15 protein-coding genes and 1 other RNA gene are annotated in these 16,571 nt (G+C 68.0%); 3 read left to right on the forward strand and 13 right to left on the reverse strand.

Annotated elements, in window-relative coordinates; translation table 11 throughout:
* Positions 1-33 precede the first annotated feature (33 nt).
* The 3 genes from QM721_RS07775 to hpf form a co-directional block, all read right to left on the reverse strand.
* Positions 34-1,359, reverse strand: coding sequence for an amino acid deaminase (locus QM721_RS07775; RefSeq protein ID WP_415120656.1), 1,326 nt, complete (start codon positions 1,357-1,359; stop codon positions 34-36).
* On the reverse strand, positions 1,356-2,579 hold the full coding sequence (locus QM721_RS07780; RefSeq protein ID WP_415120658.1) for a winged helix-turn-helix domain-containing protein: 1,224 nt from the start codon (positions 2,577-2,579) through the stop codon (positions 1,356-1,358). Before QM721_RS07780 ends, QM721_RS07775 begins: the two co-directional genes overlap by 4 nt.
* Positions 2,580-2,749: 170 nt before the next feature.
* On the reverse strand, positions 2,750-3,382 hold the full coding sequence (gene hpf / locus QM721_RS07785; protein ID WP_415120660.1) for a ribosome hibernation-promoting factor, HPF/YfiA family: 633 nt from the start codon (positions 3,380-3,382) through the stop codon (positions 2,750-2,752).
* 246 nt (positions 3,383-3,628) lie between these two features.
* On the opposite strand from hpf, the gene QM721_RS07790 reads away from it, so the two are divergent.
* Together QM721_RS07790 and QM721_RS07795 are read left to right on the forward strand one after the other, a co-directional pair.
* Positions 3,629-5,023, forward strand: coding sequence for an ammonium transporter (locus QM721_RS07790; protein WP_415120662.1), 1,395 nt, complete (start codon positions 3,629-3,631; stop codon positions 5,021-5,023).
* Positions 5,020-5,358 (forward strand): P-II family nitrogen regulator, encoded by a 339-nt coding sequence (locus tag QM721_RS07795; RefSeq protein ID WP_415120664.1) that lies wholly within the window; start codon positions 5,020-5,022, stop codon positions 5,356-5,358. Before QM721_RS07790 ends, QM721_RS07795 begins: the two co-directional genes overlap by 4 nt.
* 204 nt (positions 5,359-5,562) lie before the next feature.
* On the opposite strand, the gene QM721_RS07800 is transcribed toward QM721_RS07795, so the two are convergent.
* The 8 genes from QM721_RS07800 to QM721_RS07835 all read right to left on the reverse strand — a co-directional run bounded on the left by QM721_RS07800 (position 5,563) and on the right by QM721_RS07835 (position 12,428).
* On the reverse strand, positions 5,563-6,273 hold the full coding sequence (locus tag QM721_RS07800) for a ComF family protein (RefSeq protein WP_415120666.1): 711 nt from the start codon (positions 6,271-6,273) through the stop codon (positions 5,563-5,565).
* A gap of 49 nt (positions 6,274-6,322) precedes the next feature.
* The gene (locus QM721_RS07805) at positions 6,323-8,032 is read right to left on the reverse strand and encodes an LpqB family beta-propeller domain-containing protein (RefSeq protein ID WP_415120668.1); all 1,710 of its coding nucleotides are present in this window, start codon (positions 8,030-8,032) and stop codon (positions 6,323-6,325) included.
* The gene (gene mtrB / locus QM721_RS07810) at positions 8,029-9,582 is read right to left on the reverse strand and encodes an MtrAB system histidine kinase MtrB (protein ID WP_415120670.1); all 1,554 of its coding nucleotides are present in this window, start codon (positions 9,580-9,582) and stop codon (positions 8,029-8,031) included. Before mtrB ends, QM721_RS07805 begins: the two co-directional genes overlap by 4 nt.
* Positions 9,579-10,280 (reverse strand): MtrAB system response regulator MtrA, encoded by a 702-nt coding sequence (gene mtrA, locus QM721_RS07815; RefSeq protein ID WP_415120672.1) that lies wholly within the window; start codon positions 10,278-10,280, stop codon positions 9,579-9,581. The genes mtrB and mtrA overlap by 4 nt, the downstream gene beginning before the upstream one ends.
* A gap of 111 nt (positions 10,281-10,391) precedes the next feature.
* A complete protein-coding gene (locus tag QM721_RS07820; RefSeq protein WP_415120674.1) occupies positions 10,392-10,952 on the reverse strand; it encodes a YqgE/AlgH family protein in 561 nt (186 codons plus the stop codon).
* Positions 10,953-11,046: 94 nt separating this feature from the next.
* On the reverse strand, positions 11,047-11,223 hold the full coding sequence (locus QM721_RS07825; RefSeq protein ID WP_415120676.1) for a hypothetical protein: 177 nt from the start codon (positions 11,221-11,223) through the stop codon (positions 11,047-11,049).
* A 168-nt stretch (positions 11,224-11,391) separates the two neighbouring features.
* Positions 11,392-11,760: a transfer-messenger RNA gene (gene ssrA, locus QM721_RS07830) on the reverse strand.
* Between the two features lie 44 nt (positions 11,761-11,804).
* Positions 11,805-12,428, reverse strand: a complete 624-nt coding sequence (locus QM721_RS07835; RefSeq protein ID WP_415120678.1) for a DUF4870 domain-containing protein — start codon at positions 12,426-12,428, stop codon at positions 11,805-11,807.
* 365 nt (positions 12,429-12,793) lie between these two features.
* On the opposite strand from QM721_RS07835, the gene QM721_RS07840 reads away from it, so the two are divergent.
* Positions 12,794-13,558, forward strand: coding sequence for a maleylpyruvate isomerase family mycothiol-dependent enzyme (locus QM721_RS07840; RefSeq protein WP_415120680.1), 765 nt, complete (start codon positions 12,794-12,796; stop codon positions 13,556-13,558).
* Between the two features lie 198 nt (positions 13,559-13,756).
* Here QM721_RS07840 and QM721_RS07845 read toward each other — a convergent pair whose 3' ends face one another.
* Both QM721_RS07845 and QM721_RS07850 read right to left on the reverse strand, forming a co-directional pair.
* On the reverse strand, positions 13,757-15,784 hold the full coding sequence (locus QM721_RS07845; protein WP_415120682.1) for a glycosyl hydrolase: 2,028 nt from the start codon (positions 15,782-15,784) through the stop codon (positions 13,757-13,759).
* A gap of 35 nt (positions 15,785-15,819) precedes the next feature.
* On the reverse strand, positions 15,820-16,560 hold the full coding sequence (locus QM721_RS07850; protein ID WP_415120684.1) for an HlyD family efflux transporter periplasmic adaptor subunit: 741 nt from the start codon (positions 16,558-16,560) through the stop codon (positions 15,820-15,822).
* Positions 16,561-16,571 lie beyond the last annotated feature (11 nt).

Genomic DNA, 16,571 nt, shown 5'->3' on the forward strand with positions numbered 1-16,571 from the left:
TCGATGACATTCTCAGCCATCGTAGTGCGCCGGTCAGAAGAAGGTGCGCACGGTGTCAACCACCACCGCACGAGTCGGGTCGGCGGACTGATCGAGCACGGGGATCAGGGCCCACTTGTCGAACGCAGTGCAGGGGTGCGAGAGGCCCAGCCGCAGCACGTCGCCGGGCCGCACGTCGGCGTCCGGGTCGTGGCGCACGAACGCGTGCTGGTCGTTGAGCGCAGTGACCGTGGCACCGGCCAGCGGTTGCAACGGAAGGCCCAGCTCGCGAGCGGCGCCCTGCGGCACCGGCAATCCCTCGTCGAACGGAAAGTCTCGCCTGCCGCCGTCGATGATCGCCAGGCCGGATTCGGTTCGCGATACCACGCGTGCCCAGCCGTGCATCGCAGCCCTGAAAGCGCTGGCGGCGTCGGGGTCGTTGCGCCCGAAAGGTGAGATGCCGCGATAGAAGCCGTCGTCGTGAATCAGGTAGGCGCCGCTGCGCAGCAGCACCCGGACCCCCTGCGAAGCCAGGGGCGCCAGCGATTCGACCACGTCGTCGAAGTAGGCGCTGCCCCCGGCGGTCACGATCACCTCGTCGCACTCGTACAACCCGTGATCGGCCAGGGCGCGGTGCAGCCGGACGAAGTCGGCCAGGTAGCGGCGCACGCGGGCCAGGTCGGCGGCGCTCCGGGTATGCGCGAGCGCACCCTCGTAGCCGCTGACCCCGCCGAGGGCCAGCCTGGGCGCCTGTGCGACGGCCAGGGCCACCTGCACAGCGGCGTCGTGCCCGCGGGCACCGGTGCGTCCGCCCGAACCGCCGAGTTCGACCAGAACCGGTAGCGGCCCGGCGCCGGTTTGGTCGAGCACCCGCTGCAGCCGCTCGACCGCAGCGAGTGAGTCGACCCACGAAACGATCCGTGCGCCGGCCGCCACCTCACCGGCGACCCAGGTGATGGCCTCCGGGTCGGTGAGGCAGTTTGCCAGCATCAGGTTGCGCACGCCGAAATGCCGGCCCACCCGTAACTGGGCGGCGTTGGCGAGTGTGATGCCCCAGGCACCGGCGTCGAGCTGCCACTGCCACAGCGCCGGCGCCATGGTGGTCTTGCCGTGCGGTGCCAGGCCGACACCCCAGTGTGCGCACCAGTCGGCCATCAGGGCCGCGTTGTGCGCCAGTGCGCCGGCGTCGAGGGTGAGCAGCGGCGTCTGCAACTCGGCCAGCGGCACCCCGGCGGCCGCGAATTGCCCTGCGCTGACACCGTGAAACCGAGCCGGGATCGCCTTGTGCCGCCAGTCGAGCACCTCGTTTGCCAGGCCTGCCACGACAGCGGCGGCGATGCCTTCGTCGGGGCCTTCGACGAACCGGTCCCGACACGTCATCGCTCACCCCGTGAGCCACGCGAAGCCACGGCGAGGTCGTCGGCGAGTGTTCCGGCATGGTGCACCCGCACGTCCGGCAGCCCGAGCCACTGCGCCATCAGCCGCAGCTCGGCCAACAACCGCGACGCCACCTCGGAGCGTCGCCGCTCGCCGTGCGGTTCGAGCCACGCCGACAGCACCTGCAGCACACCGGCAGCGCGATCGGCCTTGAGGTCGACCCGGGCGACGATCTCGTCGTCGGCCAGGAACAGGTACACGTAGTACCCGTAGTCACGCTGCGCGGCCGGAGTGTAGATGCCGATGCGGTAGTGCAAGCCGAACAACTGCAACACCCGTGGCCGATGGTGCACCAGGGTGTCGAATGGGGCGATCAGTGCCTGCCCCTCGATGCGTCGTGGACGCCGGGCGCCGGACGCCAGCCAGAACTGCTGCGGTAGCCCCGCAACCGTGACCGGTTCGAGGGTTCCGGACGCCTGCAGCCGTTCGATGGCGGCTGTGGCCGGGGCGTCACGCAGATAGAAGTAGTCGATCAGCGCCTTTCGGTCGGCGACTCCGAGTGCGTTTGCGGCGCGGGCCATCAGGGTGTCGTAGGACGTGTCGTCACTCGGGTCGGGCAGGGCCAGCACACTCGGCGGCAGCACCCTGTGATTGAGGTCGTAGAGCCGCTCGAACGCGGAATTGCGGCCGGCCACGCCAAGCACGCCGGCGTCGAACAGATGCTCCAGCAGGTACTTGGCCTCGGACCAGTTCCACCCCCAGTTATCGGTGCGGCGAACCTCTTCGTTGTTGATCTGCCGAGCGGTCAACGGCCCGCGACGCGTCACATCGTCGAGCACCTGATCGAGCAGGCCTGGTTTCGTGGTCACGATGCGCTGCACTGCCTCGCGCTCGAGCCCCTGACGCCGGCGCATCGCCATGCGGAACGCGGGCTGCAGGTTCACGTCGATCAGGCATGCGGCATGCCCCCAGTACTCGAAGAGCCTTCTGGGCGCCTGGCCCGCGGCCCGCTCGAGCAGGCCGACGTCGTAGCTGCCCAGCCGGCTGAACAGTGGCATGTAGTGAGCCCGGACGGCCACGTTCACCGAGTCGATCTGAAACTGGCCGACGGTGTCGATCACCCGCTGCACCTGCCGCATCGTCACCGACTCGGGCCGGGGACGCCAGAAGCCCTGCGCCGCGAGTGCGATGCGACGGGCCTGGGCCAGGCTCAGTTCAACCATGCCACGACCCTAGTGTCGACGGCCGACACAAACCGGCTCAGGCACCCACGCCGCACCCGCCACCCAGGCGAGGGATGCGCTCAGCAATGCGCCCACCGCTGGTAGAGCTTGCCGAAACCCCTTGCCAGAGCACCAGATCCGAGGTCTCGACAAGCTCGACCAACGACGGATCAGGCGCTCTGCTCGCTCACGGATCGGTCGAGTTCGAGGTGGATCACGCCGTAGTCGTAGGCCCTGCGCCGGTAAACCGCGCTCGGCGCCCCAGACTCGGCGTCGACGTAGAGAAAGAAGTCGTGCCCGACCAGCTCCATCTCGTCCAGGGCCTGGGCGAGGGTCAGCGGGGCTGCCTTGAACAACTTCTCGCGCACCACCAGAGGCCCGTCGCCATGCACCTCCAGGCCGGCGATCTTGCGAATCTCGGGACGCTCCTCGTCTTCGATCTGCGGAGTAGTGGGAGGCAGCGGCGGCTCGCCGAACTGTTGGCCCGCGCGAAGACCGCGGTGCACCTTGCGCCGGTCGGCAGCGCGGCGCAGTTGCGACTTCAGCCGGTCGAGGGCGTGATCGAAGGCGATCAGCTTGTCGTCGGCGTTCGCCTCGGCGCGCACCACCGGACCCCGGCTGCGCAGCGTGATCTCGACGGTGGTCGCCTGGTCAGGCTGCCGGGCATGGGGATTGGCCGACACCTGCACCTCGACCCTGATCACCCTGTCGCGCAGCTTCTCAACCCCGCTGATTCGTTGGCCGACATGAGTGCGAAAATCGTCGGTGATCTGGCAGTGCCGGCCGGTGACGAGAACGTCCACAGCAACCTCCTTGGTCGATCGAGCCCGCTCAGGCGAGCGGACGGGACGCGAAAGCGCCAGGCTCCCCCCGCGAAGCGGCAGTACAGCTTGGCGCCATGTCGTTGACCCTACTAAGGCCCGCTGTGCAATGCCAGGGTGTCGGCTGTGCGCCGCCTGGAACGGCACGCAACATAGCTGTAACACCCCGCAATCCACGTGTAACGCAGCCCGAATGCGGGAGAAACACCCATCCCCGATTGTTCTGCCATGAACATCCTTGAAATCGACTCCGGCGACACCGCCTGGATTCTCGTCAGCGCCGCCATGGTGCTGTTGATGACCCCCGGTCTCGCGTTCTTCTACGGGGGCATGGTCAGGGCCAAGAGCGTTCTCAACATGATGATGATGAGCTTCATCTCGATGGGCGTCATCGGAGTTCTCTGGATCCTGTTCGGCTACTCGATGGCGTTCGGCAACTCGGTGGGCGGAGCCGGCATCATCGGCGATCCGTTCGAGTTCGCCGGGCTCAAGGGCCTGCTCACCTACAGCCCGGACGCCGGCTACCCGGCGCTGGCTTTCGTGGCCTTCCAGGCCTGCTTCGCGATCATCACCGTCGCGCTCGTGTCCGGCGCCATTGCCGACCGGGCCTCTTTCGGCGCCTGGACCCTGTTCACCGTGCTCTGGGGCGTGTTGGTCTACTTCCCCGCCGCCCACTGGGTTTTCGCCTTCAGCAGCGCCGACGGCACCGTGGTCGGTGGCTTCATCGCCAACGTGGTGGGTGCCCTCGACTTCGCCGGTGGCACCGCGATTCACATCAACGCCGGCACCGCGTCACTGGTGCTGGCCCTCGTCATCGGCCCGCGGGTCGGCTTCGGCAGCAAGCCGATGCGTCCGCACAACATGACGCTGGTCATGCTGGGCGCGGCCCTGCTGTGGTTCGGCTGGTTCGGCTTCAACGCCGGCTCGGCCGTGGCTGCCAACGGCCTGGCCAGCCTGGCCTGGGTGAACACCCTGGCCGCAACCGCCGCCGCCATGCTCGGCTGGCTGATCGCGGAGAAGTTCCGCGACGGTCACGCCACCTCGCTAGGTGCTGCCTCGGGCATCGTGGCCGGCTTGGTCGCGATCACCCCGGCCGCAGGCTCGGTCGACCCGCTCGGCTCCCTCGCGATCGGCCTCATCGCCGGCGTGGCCTGCGCCTACGCCGTCGGCCTGAAGTACAAATTCGGCTACGACGACTCGCTCGACGTGGTTGGAGTGCACCTGGTCGGCGGCCTGGTCGGCACCCTGTTGATCGGCTTCTTCGCCTCGCCGCTGGCGGCCACCACCGTCGCCGACGGTGACGACCCGACCAAGGCTGCGGCCGAGGGCGTGGCCGGGCTGTTCTACGGCGGCGGTTTCGACCAACTCGGCAAGCAGGCCATCGGCGCCATCTCGGTGATGGCCTACTCGGCCGTCGTCACCTACCTGATCGCCCTGCTGATCAAGCACACCATCGGCTGGCGGATCAGCACTGCCGATGAGGTCAGCGGCATCGACCTGATCGAGCACTCCGAGGCCGGCTACGACCTCAGCCCGGTCTACTACAGCAACAAGGTTCAGCGCACTCTCGTTCTGAGCAAGGACGACCTGCCCGAGACCGAAACGACAGGAGCAAGCAAGTGAAGCTGGTTACCGCGATCATCCAGCCCGAAATGCTGGAGCAGGTCATGAAGGCTCTGGTCCGGCACGGGGTCGGTGGCATGACGATCAGCGAGGTGTCCGGCTACGGACGCCAGCGCGGTCACGTCGAGGTCTACCGCGGCGAGGAGTACACCATCGACTTCATCACCAAGGTGCGGCTCGAGATTCTGGTCGACGACCCCGAGTGCGAAGAGGTGGTGCAGGTCATCGCCGGCGCGGCTCGTACCGGCAATGTGGGCGACGGCAAGGTCTGGGTCACCCCCGTCGACGCCGTCGTGCGGGTGCGCACCGGCGAGAGCGGGCTGGCCGCCGTCTGACGAAACCCGCGTCAGCGCCGCTGGGAGGACGGCGCACGCACAACTGAACGTGCAGGGGCTCCGAGTAATCGGGGCCCCTGCAGTCACGTTCGACCCTTGGAGAACCTCTGATTCTTCGCTGGTCGAGCTTGTCGAGACCTCAAACGGGATGCTCCGGCAAGGGGTCTCGACAAGCTCGACCAGCGGTGGTCGGGTTGATCAGCCTTAGTGGATTCCGGTGCGCGATGCGGTTCGGGTACCCGGCGTTCCGGTACGTGGCGTGGCCGCCACCACGGCCGCTCCCAGCACCGAGTGACCGGCCACGGTCAGCGCACGCCGCGCTTCGGCCAGCGTCGCGCCGGTGGTGACGATGTCATCGATGAGCAGCACCTGCACAGGCTCGCCCGGCCGGGCCACGAGGCTGGCCCGTCGGTTGGCGGCCCGCTCTGCGATGCCGAGACCGGCCTGGTCGGCCGACCGACGCACCGGACGCAACGCCCGCCAGCCGCGGACGTCCATGCCCACACCGCGCAGCGTGACGGCCACTCGCCCAGCCATCATGCCGGTGAGGTCGAAGCCGCGTTCGCCGATGGTCGAGCGGGCCGACGGAATCGGAGCGACTCGCACCGCCGCGCCCGACCAGCGCTCGTGCAACAGCGCCGCGGCGCTGCCGGTGACCAGTTCGGCCAGCATCGGCACCAAACCCAGGCCCTGGCGCTCCTTGCAGGCCAGAATCACGGCACGCAACTCGTCGGCGTAGTCGCCGCGGGCGATCGTGGGCGGCACCCCCGGCCGCACCGGCACCGCCTGGGTGGGCAGTCGACGCAATAACCCAGCACAACCCGGGCAGAGCACCGGGCCTGGCGCGGCGCAGGCCGCGCACGCCCCGCCCCAAGCCAGGTCGGCCGCCGCTGCGGCCAGTGCACGCCACCCCATTCGTCCGATCATGCCGCGCGCCGAGCCTCCGTGGGCCGCTCTCCACAGGTCAGGGCATCGAAACGTGCTGCACCTTCGATAACCACGGCTCCCAGGTGAAGTCGTCGACGAACCGCCAGGTCTGGCCGTCCGAACCGCGCAGCACGGCCCGTCCGGCACCGCCGACGGCCAACTGGGCGGTGGCCGATGAGTCGGTGGGCCCCACCGCCGTGGCGACCGCTCCTTCACTGTCAACCCGCACCACCTGCGGAGTGCCGGCCACAGTCAGCAGCACCAGCAGTTCGGCGGCGTCCGACCAGCCGACATCGACCGGCCGGTGGGTGGACGGCGCCCACCACGTGCCCGACAGCTCGCGCCACCCCGTGAACCACACCTCGTCGCCCTCCCGCACCATGGCCGTGGTGCCGAGCACGGAGCGTCCCTGTTCTTCAATCACCAGTGCGACCCGCACCCCGTCGGGAGCGACTGCGAGCGACCTGATGCGTCCAGTCGGCAGAGCATCGGTGCGCACGGGCACAGTCGTTGCATTGCGCACCATGCGCAGGCGCGTGTCGTGGGTGCGCTCCAATGCCACCAGCAGCTCGTTCTGCCGGGTCCAGCGCACAAGCGCCAGGCCCTGGGCGGCAAGTTCGACCCGCGCCGTGCCCTCGCGCACCTGCACGGTGCGCAGCCGTGTCCCGCCGTCGGTGACGACCGCCACCACTTGGCCGTCGGAGCGAGCCGCGATGGTGCTCGCATTGCCGACGACACCGGCACCCAACGGCTGGGCATCGCCGGCCGGCGCGTCCCAGCCGAGCCGCTGGATCGCACCGTCACGCAGCACGAAGACCTGGTCAGAGACGAGCGGTTGAACCGGTGCACCGGTCATATTGTCGGCGGTGGTGATCAAGCCCGCACTGTCGCCAACGTCCCACAATGCGCCGTTGCCGCGAATGCGGATCGCCGTCACGCCTTCGAGCGAGGTGAGCGACCAGACCAACTCTGCCGCCAGCCGCCGCTTGGCCTCCTGGCCGAGTTCGTCGGTGGCGCCGCCCAACTCGACCTCGGCCAGGCCATTGGCGCTCAACGACACCGCGGTGGCCTGGAGCTGCGCCACCAGTGGCACTCGGTACGCGGCTGCAGTCAACGAGGACGGCCCCATGAGCACCGCGCGGACGGTGTCGAGCAAACCGATCCTGCCTTTGGGCACGAAGCGCGGGTCTGGCACCAGAACCGTTCCGGTCGCGTCCCAGAAGCACACGTCGGCACGCACCCAGGTGCTGACGAACAGCGACTGCGAGATCAACAAGCCACGGGGTGGCTGCGAGATGCGCCACTGATTGTCGGCGTCGCGCACCAGACCGAAGTCATGCAGGTACTGCGGGGCGCTGGTCGAGACCGTGGTGAAGCTGCCCTGCGCGTTGAGCCGTCCGATCAACGGGGCGGTCAATACCACGCCCGAATCGCTGACCTGTGGCGGGTACCCGGCGGCGTAGATCTCAACCCCGGCCTCGGGTTGCCACAGCTCGCTGGCAGCACTGGTGAGAAACTGCCGGGCCACCGCATAACCGTCCTGGTAGGTGGCCATCGCATGCAGAAAGCCCTCCACGATCAAGCCCGGCGGTGCGTCGGCCGCCGGCGGCACGGGTGCGATCTCGACCCCCGGGTTGGCCTGCTCGGCCGCCGGTGAGTGTCGCTCGACCGGTCCGCTGGTGGGCACGGCCACGCAGCCGGCGAGCACCATCGCCAGGCATACCGCCATGCCGCCGAGCCGCCTCACGCCGAGACCTCCGCGTCGTCGGGCACCACCGGCCAGGGCGAGCCGAACACGATCCCGCCGGCCCGCCGTGGCACGGTGAGGCGAAACTGTGCCCCCTGGCCGGGGCGGCCCCACGCGTTGAGCCAGCCGCCGTGCAACCGGGCGTCCTCCAGCGCGATCGACAGGCCGAGCCCGGTGCCCCCGACGGTGCGGCGACGTGACGGGTCGGCCCTCCAGAACCGGTTGAACACCTGATGGGCCTGCGCGGCGCTGAAGCCGACGCCGTGGTCGCGCACGGCCACCGCCACTGCCGCATCGTCGGCGTGCACGTGCACCGTGACCGGGCGTCCCTCGCCGTGCTCGATGGCATTGGTGATCAGATTGCGCAGAATCCGTCGGATGCGCCGCAGATCGACTTCAGCGACACACGGCCTCGGTGCGTCCAGCACCAGCGGCGTCGCGTACTTCTCGGCCAGGCGAGCCTGAGCCCTGAGTTCTTCGGCCGCAGTCTGGCTGAGGTCGACCTCTTCGAGACTCAACTCGGCCGCGCCCGCATCGAACCGGCTGATCTCGAGCAGATCGGTGAGCAATACCTCGAAATGATCGAGTTCGGCCGACAACAGTTCGCTGCTGCGGGCGGCCAGAGCGTCGAACTCGTCGCGCCGTCCGTACAGCACGTCCGCCGCCATGCGCACGGTGGTGAGCGGGGTGCGCAACTCATGGGACACGTCCGAGACGAACTGCTGCTGCACCGTCGAAAGCTCTTCGAGTTCGGTGATCTTGCGGTCGAGCTCGGCCGCCATGTGGTTGATCGACCGGGCCAGGCTGGCCAGATCCTCGGTGCCGACCACCGTCATCCGGTCGTCCAGATGACCCGCGGCCAGCCGCTCGGCGGCCAACCGAGCGGCCCGGATCGGCCGCAGCACCTGCAACGCGATCAGCCACACGGTGGCCACCACGCCGACCAGCACGATCAGGCCGGCGACGACGGTGGCGCGCTGCACCACGGCCAGGGTCTCGGCCTCGGGCTGATTGGTGAACACGAAGTAGACCGGGTAGCGCTTGCCGTCCGGCGCGGTGAGAGCCGAACCGATGGCCAGCCCCGGTGCTGTCGGACGGGCGTCGGCGAAACTGATCTCGGTGGGAGTGGAGTACAAGCCGTCGGACGCCAACACCGCCCTGCGCAGCGACTCGGGCACGCTGCTGTAGTCCAGCCCCGCCGAGCCGATGTCAGACACCGGGCCGGCAACCACCACGTAGTACTGGTTGCCCACCGAGCCGCGGTAGGCGGCGTCGCGAGCCAATTGGGTGAGCCGCTCGTTGATGGACGCCTGCCGCAGGTTCAGGGTGCGCAGGTCGCGCTGCATGCCGTCGAGCACCACGGACGCCTCGGCCAGGCTCGACTGCCGTTTGCCGTCGATGATGCCGCGTGAGGACTGGTCCATCAGGAACCAGCCGGTCGCCGCCAGGATGGTCAACGCCGCCACCAGGGTGGTGGTGACCACCCGGAACGGCAGCGAACGCGACCACAGAGCGCGGCGGGCGGGCGGCTGCCCACCCGGCCGAGTCACGAGACCTCGCGAGCGTCTCCGGCCCGGTAGCCCACGCCTCGTACCGTGACGATGATCTCGGGGTGCTCGGGGTCATGCTCGATCTTGCTCCGCAGCCGCTGAATGTGCACGTTCACCAGCCGGGTGTCGGACGCGTGCCGGTACCCCCAGACCTCTTCGAGCAGCATCTCGCGCGTGAACGCCTGGCGGGGCCGTCGGGCCAGGGCCAGCAGCAGGTCGAATTCGAGCGGGGTGAGCGCGATCAGGTCGTTGCCACGGCGCACGGTGTGCTCGGGCACGTTGATCACCAAGTCGCCGATGGCGAGGGTTCCCGAGTTCTCGGTGGGCACATGGCGGCGCAAGCGGGTGCGAATGCGGGCCAGCAGCTCTTTCACCTTGAACGGCTTGGCCACGTAGTCGTCGGCACCGGCCTCCAGGCCCTGCACCACGTCGCGGGTGTCGGTCTTGGCCGTGAGCATGACGATCGGCACCCCTGAGACGGCGCGGATGTCGCGGCACACGTCCACCCCGTCGCGGCCCGGCAGCATCAGGTCAAGCAGCACCAGGTCGGGCTTGTGTCGCTGAAACGCCTCCACGGCACCGTCGCCGCAATTGCACCAGAAGGCGTCGAAACCGTCTGCGCGAAGCACCAACTGCAGCATCTCGGACAGTGCGACATCGTCGTCGACCACCAAGATGCGCTGTATGCCTTCCGACACCCGTCACCTCACTCGCCGAAGCCCGTGGCTGTTGGGTCGCAGTCTAGAGCGTGAGTCCCAACCCGGCGCGCAAGGCTGCTTCAGCGCGCGCGTACGGCACCCGAAGCCGGCTCAGTTTCGTTCGGGAGTAGCGGTCCAGCTCGCCAGCAACGCCAGCTCACCGCCCTGCCTGCGCAGCACCCGGCGCCACAAGGTGTCGGGGTCTGGGTCGTACACGTCTGCGTACGAGGCGCGCACGACGTGCCACCACCCCTGCTCCAGTTCGCGCTCCAGTTGGCCGGGGGCCCAGCCGGCGTAGCCGGCGAAGATGCGCAGGTCGCGGTAGGCGCCCTCGGCGATCTCGACGGGAGTGTCGAGGTGCAGCAGCCCGACCGCGTCGAACAGCGAGCGCCAGCCCGGCGGCTCCTCGTCCGGACGGCGGGGGCTGGCCAGGCAGATGGCGCCCTCTTGCGAGACCGGGCCGCCCTCGAACAGCACCTTCGGCTCGCTGACCAGCGGAGCCCAGGCGGGCAGTGCGGTGCGTAGGTCGATAGTGGCCTCGCGGTTCAGCACGACCCCGAGCGAGCCGGACTCATCGGCGTCGAGCACCAGCACGACGGTCTGGTCGAAGACCCCGTCGCTGAGTTCGGTGCTGGCCACGAGCAGCACGCCAGGCGTTGCTTCACCGGTCATTCCGCTCCCCCATCATGGCTCCAAGCATGCCATTGCAGAATCGATGGGTTCCTGCTCACTGAGCGACCACCAGCAAGCCTCAGACCAGTCGCGATCACAGTGCCGGCTCAGAGCCTCGCCCGTCGGGGGCGTCCCTGACGGCGGGCGGCAACCGGACCTCCGCCAGCAGTTCGTCCAGCCCCACGCCGAAGGCGCGCGAAAGCCTGAGCCAGGTTCGCAGGTCGCCGTTGGATTTACCGGACGACACGTTCAGCAAGGTCTGGCGGCTCACACCAGCCCGACCAACGAAAAATTCGCAATTTCCTAATCGTCGGTCCACCCCTGGCCGAGCCGCTCGCCACCATCATCGGCGAAGCCGATGACAGCGGTGACGACGGCAAGCAAGCCAAACGGGAACACTCAACATCGTCCGATGTCGTGTGTTCCCGTAAGACACTTTGGGTGGAGGTGGGGGGAGTCGAACCCCCGTCCTCAGAAGGTGAACCAGGACTTCTCCGGGCGCAGTTGACGATTCGGTTTTCTCGGCTCCTACCCTCGTGTCAACCCGTGGTAGCCAAGCCCAGTTCCAGTGAAGTCCCGAGCCGCCCCTGGAACCCAGGCGGCTCAGCAAGCCTTCTAGACGAGGCCAGTGATCGGACGGAAGGCTACGTCCGGACTGACCCTTCGGTCACTGCTCAGGCAGTGAGAGCGAAGTCTGCGCGAGTGTTTTCGGCAGTTGTTGTTTTCCAGGAATCGTTAACGAGATGTTCCTGGATCCTCGGCCCGCTTCTCCTGGGACTACCGTCCCGAGTCGAAACCAGTCACCCCCTGTTGAGTTGTGCACCCGCCATCGCTGGCGAGCGGTACAGCATATCAAGCCCGGCGCTCAGACAAAACTTCCAGCGGCACAAGCCGGCGAATCGGGTTGGTCCAGTCGGCACCCTTTCCCGCCATGACGGCACCGAACACGGTCAGGATCACCCACCCGGCCGTCCAGATGCCGGTGATCGGGTTGCCTTGGCCGGGAATGATCCAGCCGATCACCGAGACGAGCATTCCGCCGATGGCGGCCAGCACCTGCCAGTTGAACGCCTTGGCGGCCTCGCGACGCTGGTACGACCCCTTCGCGCTGATCGCCCAGATCACCGCGGGCCCGATCAACCAGGTGAGAAACGGTGCCAGGTGGGCGATCACGGCCATGGTGGTGCCGTTGCCCGCCAACGGACGCCGGCTGGGCAGCACGCTGCCGGCGAACGTCGGTTTAGCGGGTGGGATGCTGCCACCGTAAGACGGGAAGCTCGTGCTGCTGGGCAGCGGCCCGTCGACAGCCGCCGCCAGATCGCTTTGCCGCTCGGCGGTGATCACGCGCGCCATGCGAACGTCGAACTCAGTGGCATTGATGCGGCCGAGTTGATGGGCTTCGCGCAGCCGCTGTTCGGCACGATCGCGGTCGGACTTGGTCACGCTGACGACGGGAGCAAAGAAGTCGTTGGTCATCGCTCCAGCATGACCTCATCGCGTCCGAGCCAGTATCGGGCCGGTCCCGGTCCCGGCCCGGAACGCCTGGGTCAGGGTGAGCCTCCGGGCCGCGATCCGTCCGAGATCATCCCTGACCACGCCCGCCACCGTGGTTGAGCGTCGAAACATCTGAGTGGGCTGATCAAAGCGACCACCACTGGTTGAGCTCGAAGCCCTTCCCACGGCGGTCTGTCCGAGGTCTCGACAAGCTCGACCAGCGACAACCAGAGACTCCCTCACAACCGAGGTCTCGACAAGCTCGACCAGCGACAACCAAGGTCGCGACCAGCCGCCATGCCGGGCTGTTCTGGCGAACTCGGCACGCACGACACTAGGGTCGCAGCATGCCCACGACGCTCCCCTTAGCAGAACTCGGCGAAGGCATCGGCGACGCCACCGCCGTGCTGCGCAACAATGCTGCGGTCGCGGGTTTGGACGCGACGGTCCCGACCTGCCCCGACTGGACGGTGCGCGATCTGCTGACCCACCAGGGCCTGGTGCATCGCTGGGCTGCCGGCATGGTGCACGGCGAGGCCGAACGTGCCGAGGCTGAGGTCGAGGCCGAGGCCGCGCAGGCTCCCGATCTGCTGCAGTGGCTGGACGACGGCATGGTGCTGCTGCTCAACGCGCTGGCCGGTGCTCCCGCCGACCTCGATGTGCCGTTCTTTCTGGACGACGCTCCCTCGCCCCGACAGGCCTGGGCACGCCGGCAGTGTCACGAGACCACCATGCATGGGGTCGACGCCATGGCCGCCCGACTGGGCCGGGCACCGCGTCCCGACGAGTTGTGGTTCTCCCCTGCACTGGCCCGCGACGGCATCGACGAGTTGCTGCTCGGGTTCGCGCCGCGCGCGAAATCCAACCCGAAGGCCGACGCCCCCACCAGCATCGCCGTGGTCACCGACGACGGGCTCGGCCGTTGGACACTCAGCCTCGACCTCGACGGAACCAGGGCCTCGGTCGGAGCCGACGACGACGCGGACGTCCGCATCGCAGGCACCGCCCGCGGCGTCTACACCAGCCTGTGGAACAGGGGCAGGCACTTCGAAGTCACCGGCGATGCCACCGTGGTGGAGTCATTCCTCAATCAACTCAGGGTGACCTGGTAGCCGTGGTCGAGCGTGCCGGACGGCACACACAGGAGTTTCGACAAGCCCGACCAACGGGAACTCGCCGCTCAACGAAGCGCCTACCGGTGGTTGAGCGTGTCGACACCTCGCAGCTCAGGGCAGGTCCGGGGTCTCGACAAGCTCGACCAGCGTTTAGCTCAGCGACGGAGGCCTCCCCACGATCGGCCAGCGAAGGGGTTACGACTTCAGGCTCAGCAACCAGGCCAGCGTGTAGCTGTAGGTGTTGCCGTCGTCGATCTTCGCCTTGTCGAAAGCACGCAGTTCGTCGAGGGCCTTGACCCTGGCATCCTCCCCCGCCAGTGCGGAGTACATCAGGATGTAGTCGCCGTACTGCTGGTTGAAGCCCTTGCTGCCGATGCCTTCGGCAACGTTCTTGGCGATGCGCTCGGCGTCACCCTTCAACTGGTCAGAGCTGGGGCTGACCGGAATCAACAGAATCGCCAGGGCGGCAGCCGGCTCGGCCGAGAACCAGGTGGCGTAGTCACGCTTGCCACCGAAGTTGAGCGGAATCACCGAGTGCCCAAACCCGGAGTACACCGGCTGCGTGGTGTCGAAGTTCGTCCAGTAGGCCTGGGCAGAGGCACCTTCAAGTGCGTGCATCCAGCGGGCCTCAACCTGCAACGACTCATTGCCGGACGCCTGCGCCCACAGGGTGAGACCCGCGTAGGCGGTGACCGCCTCGGAGGCCGACTCCTGGTTGTTGGCGTCGGCGAACGGCGAGGTGCCCGAGGCCCACGAGTGCGCCGCGTAGCTGTCGAAGTTGCGCCGCGACACGAAGTACTCGGTGCCGGGCGAACTGGCGATGTCGGCCGCCAGCAGGTTCATCACCGGGGCCAGCTTCTCTGCCAGGGCCGAGTCGTCGGCAGCCAGCACTCCCGCGGCGTACAGAAAGTACCCGTAGTGAAAGTGATGATCGTTGTACTCGTCGGAGCCGAACGACGGGGTCTGGCCGATCAGGCCGTGGTTGGTGGTGTCGTAAAAGAAGCAGAACGCGTCGCGGGCCTCGCAACCCTTGGGGTCGGTCCACTTCTCCAACTCGGCGGTGACCTGCTGTTTCAGCGTGTCGGCCACGTCGTCGGCACCCACCTGGCGGGCGATCTGCAGTAGTTGGGCATCGCGGTAGAGCGCCTTGCCGCCGAAATAGGTGTCGGCCGGGTACGGTTCGGCCGCTTCCACATCGGCCTTGACCGCCTCGGCGACCTCGGTGCGCTCGGCGTCGGTCAGCCCCGACAGATCCAGCCCTGGGCGTGCTGCCAGCAGCTCGTCTGTCCAGGTCAGCTTGTTGCCGGCGTAGACCTTGAGCGTGCCGTAGCTGCTGGCGTAGCTGCCGAGTTCGTCGCCCTGGCCGCTCAGCGTGCCCTGCTGATGCGGCATGGTCGCGAAGGCGGTCTTGCCGCCCCCCGCCGTGGTGTAGTTCAGCGTCGTGGACGCCTTGTCGGCCACCTGGTACTCGACGGCTGTCGAGGTGACCGGGTCAGCGGCCAACGGTGCCATCGCCTCGAGCGAGCCACCGTCGGGAACGGCGAACCAGGTCGCCGTCTGCCCCTTGCCCAGAGTGACCGCCGTGCCCGACACCTCGCCCTTGGTGACCAGGCCGTAGACCGAGGCCCCACCCTGCACCGAATAGGCGTCGCCGGCCACGGCGAACGGCAGATTCGTGGTCAGGCTGACATCACCGGCGGCGGTAAAGGTGACGAAGGGTGAGCCCTCCGCGATCAGCACGCTGCCGACGACGTCGCCATCGGCGGTGCCGGTCAGCGTCACCGAGAGCTCGTCGTAGGCGGTGACCTGCCAGGTGGTGGTCGAGCCGGTGCCCACGGCGATGATCGGGGCGTAGCCGCCCATGATGGTCTTGTCGGTGGTGGTCACCGTGGGCATGCCGAACGCGAAGCCCTTGGCATCCACGCCGAAGCTGAGCGGCAGCGGGAACACCGGCAGTGCGGTGTCGCCGAAGACCAGCCCCGAGAACCACTTGTTGGTCGGGGGCAGCAGGCCCTCGCCCAACCGCTCGGGCTTGAGATCCTTGCCGGCCTTGCTGACGATGTTGCTCACCAGCGGGCCGACCTGATCGGCACCGAACACGGTGCCCGATGGGCCGCTGGCGCCCGCGGTGACGGTGGAGCCGGCAGACCCGGTGGCCCCGCCCGCCGTCGGTGACGACGACGAGCAAGCCACCAGGCCGCCGATCAGACCCCCCGCGAGCACGCCGAGAAAGGTACGTCGAGTGGTATCGATGACAATCACCTCAAGCCGATCTTGGTGAAGAAGGCGAGCATGGCCTCGGACGGGCCGGCCAACCAGCCGTCGTCGCGCAGTTCCATGATCACCGTGACCGGCGTGTCGAGGCGGGTCAGGGTAGTCAACTTCGCATCCAGCAGCGCATCGCTGTCGATCGTCACGAACGTGATCGCCTTGCCCTGGTCGTTGGTTTTCACCTCAACGCCGGCGACCGTTCCGGCCACGGTCTGGTTGTTGGGCAGCACGATCCGCGCATCGGCACCCTGCTCGACCCGTCCGTAGTCGGTCGATTCGAGTTCGAACTGCGCGGTCACGGTGCGCTGGCCGTCGGCGACCACCACCGCCATGGACGATCCCCCGGCGAGAAAGCTGCCGGGGGCGGCGTCCAGCGAAGCGACGTAACCGGAGCTGACCGCTTTGTAGGTGATCGTGCCCATCTTGGTGTCGATGGTGTACGCGTCGGTCGACGTGGGCCGCAGGCCGTTGCCGACGTCCTGCTGCAACTGCACGCTGGTCAGCGTGAACAGTTTGTCGCCGGCCGACACGGCATCACCCTGCTTGACGAACACCTCAGTGACCACGCCACCGTAGGACGAGCCCACGATCGAGGTCGGGGCTTCCACGGCGGCACTGACGCTGGCCACCTGGGACTGGCGCTGGTTGAACAGCACGGTGAGCGCGAAAACGAGTGCGGCGATGCCCAGGATGCCGCCCCACAGTTTGAGTCGATTGATCCAGGTCATGATGGCTGTTC

Source organism: Micropruina sp. (assembly GCF_047602085.1).
In the GTDB taxonomy this organism is placed as follows: Bacteria; Actinomycetota; Actinomycetes; order Propionibacteriales; family Propionibacteriaceae; genus Micropruina.

Coding starts and splice junctions, on each gene's coding strand:
- QM721_RS07775 (WP_415120656.1), bottom strand. CDS start 1,359: ATGACGTGTCGGGACCGGTTCGTCGAAGGCCCCGACGAAGGCATCGCC.
- QM721_RS07780 (WP_415120658.1), bottom strand. CDS start 2,579: ATGGTTGAACTGAGCCTGGCCCAGGCCCGTCGCATCGCACTCGCGGCG.
- QM721_RS07790 (WP_415120662.1), top strand. CDS start 3,629: ATGAACATCCTTGAAATCGACTCCGGCGACACCGCCTGGATTCTCGTC.
- QM721_RS07800 (WP_415120666.1), bottom strand. CDS start 6,273: ATGGGGTGGCGTGCACTGGCCGCAGCGGCGGCCGACCTGGCTTGGGGC.
- QM721_RS07820 (WP_415120674.1), bottom strand. CDS start 10,952: ATGACCGGTGAAGCAACGCCTGGCGTGCTGCTCGTGGCCAGCACCGAA.
- QM721_RS07835 (WP_415120678.1), bottom strand. CDS start 12,428: ATGACCAACGACTTCTTTGCTCCCGTCGTCAGCGTGACCAAGTCCGAC.
- QM721_RS07840 (WP_415120680.1), top strand. CDS start 12,794: ATGCCCACGACGCTCCCCTTAGCAGAACTCGGCGAAGGCATCGGCGAC.
- QM721_RS07850 (WP_415120684.1), bottom strand. CDS start 16,560: ATGACCTGGATCAATCGACTCAAACTGTGGGGCGGCATCCTGGGCATC.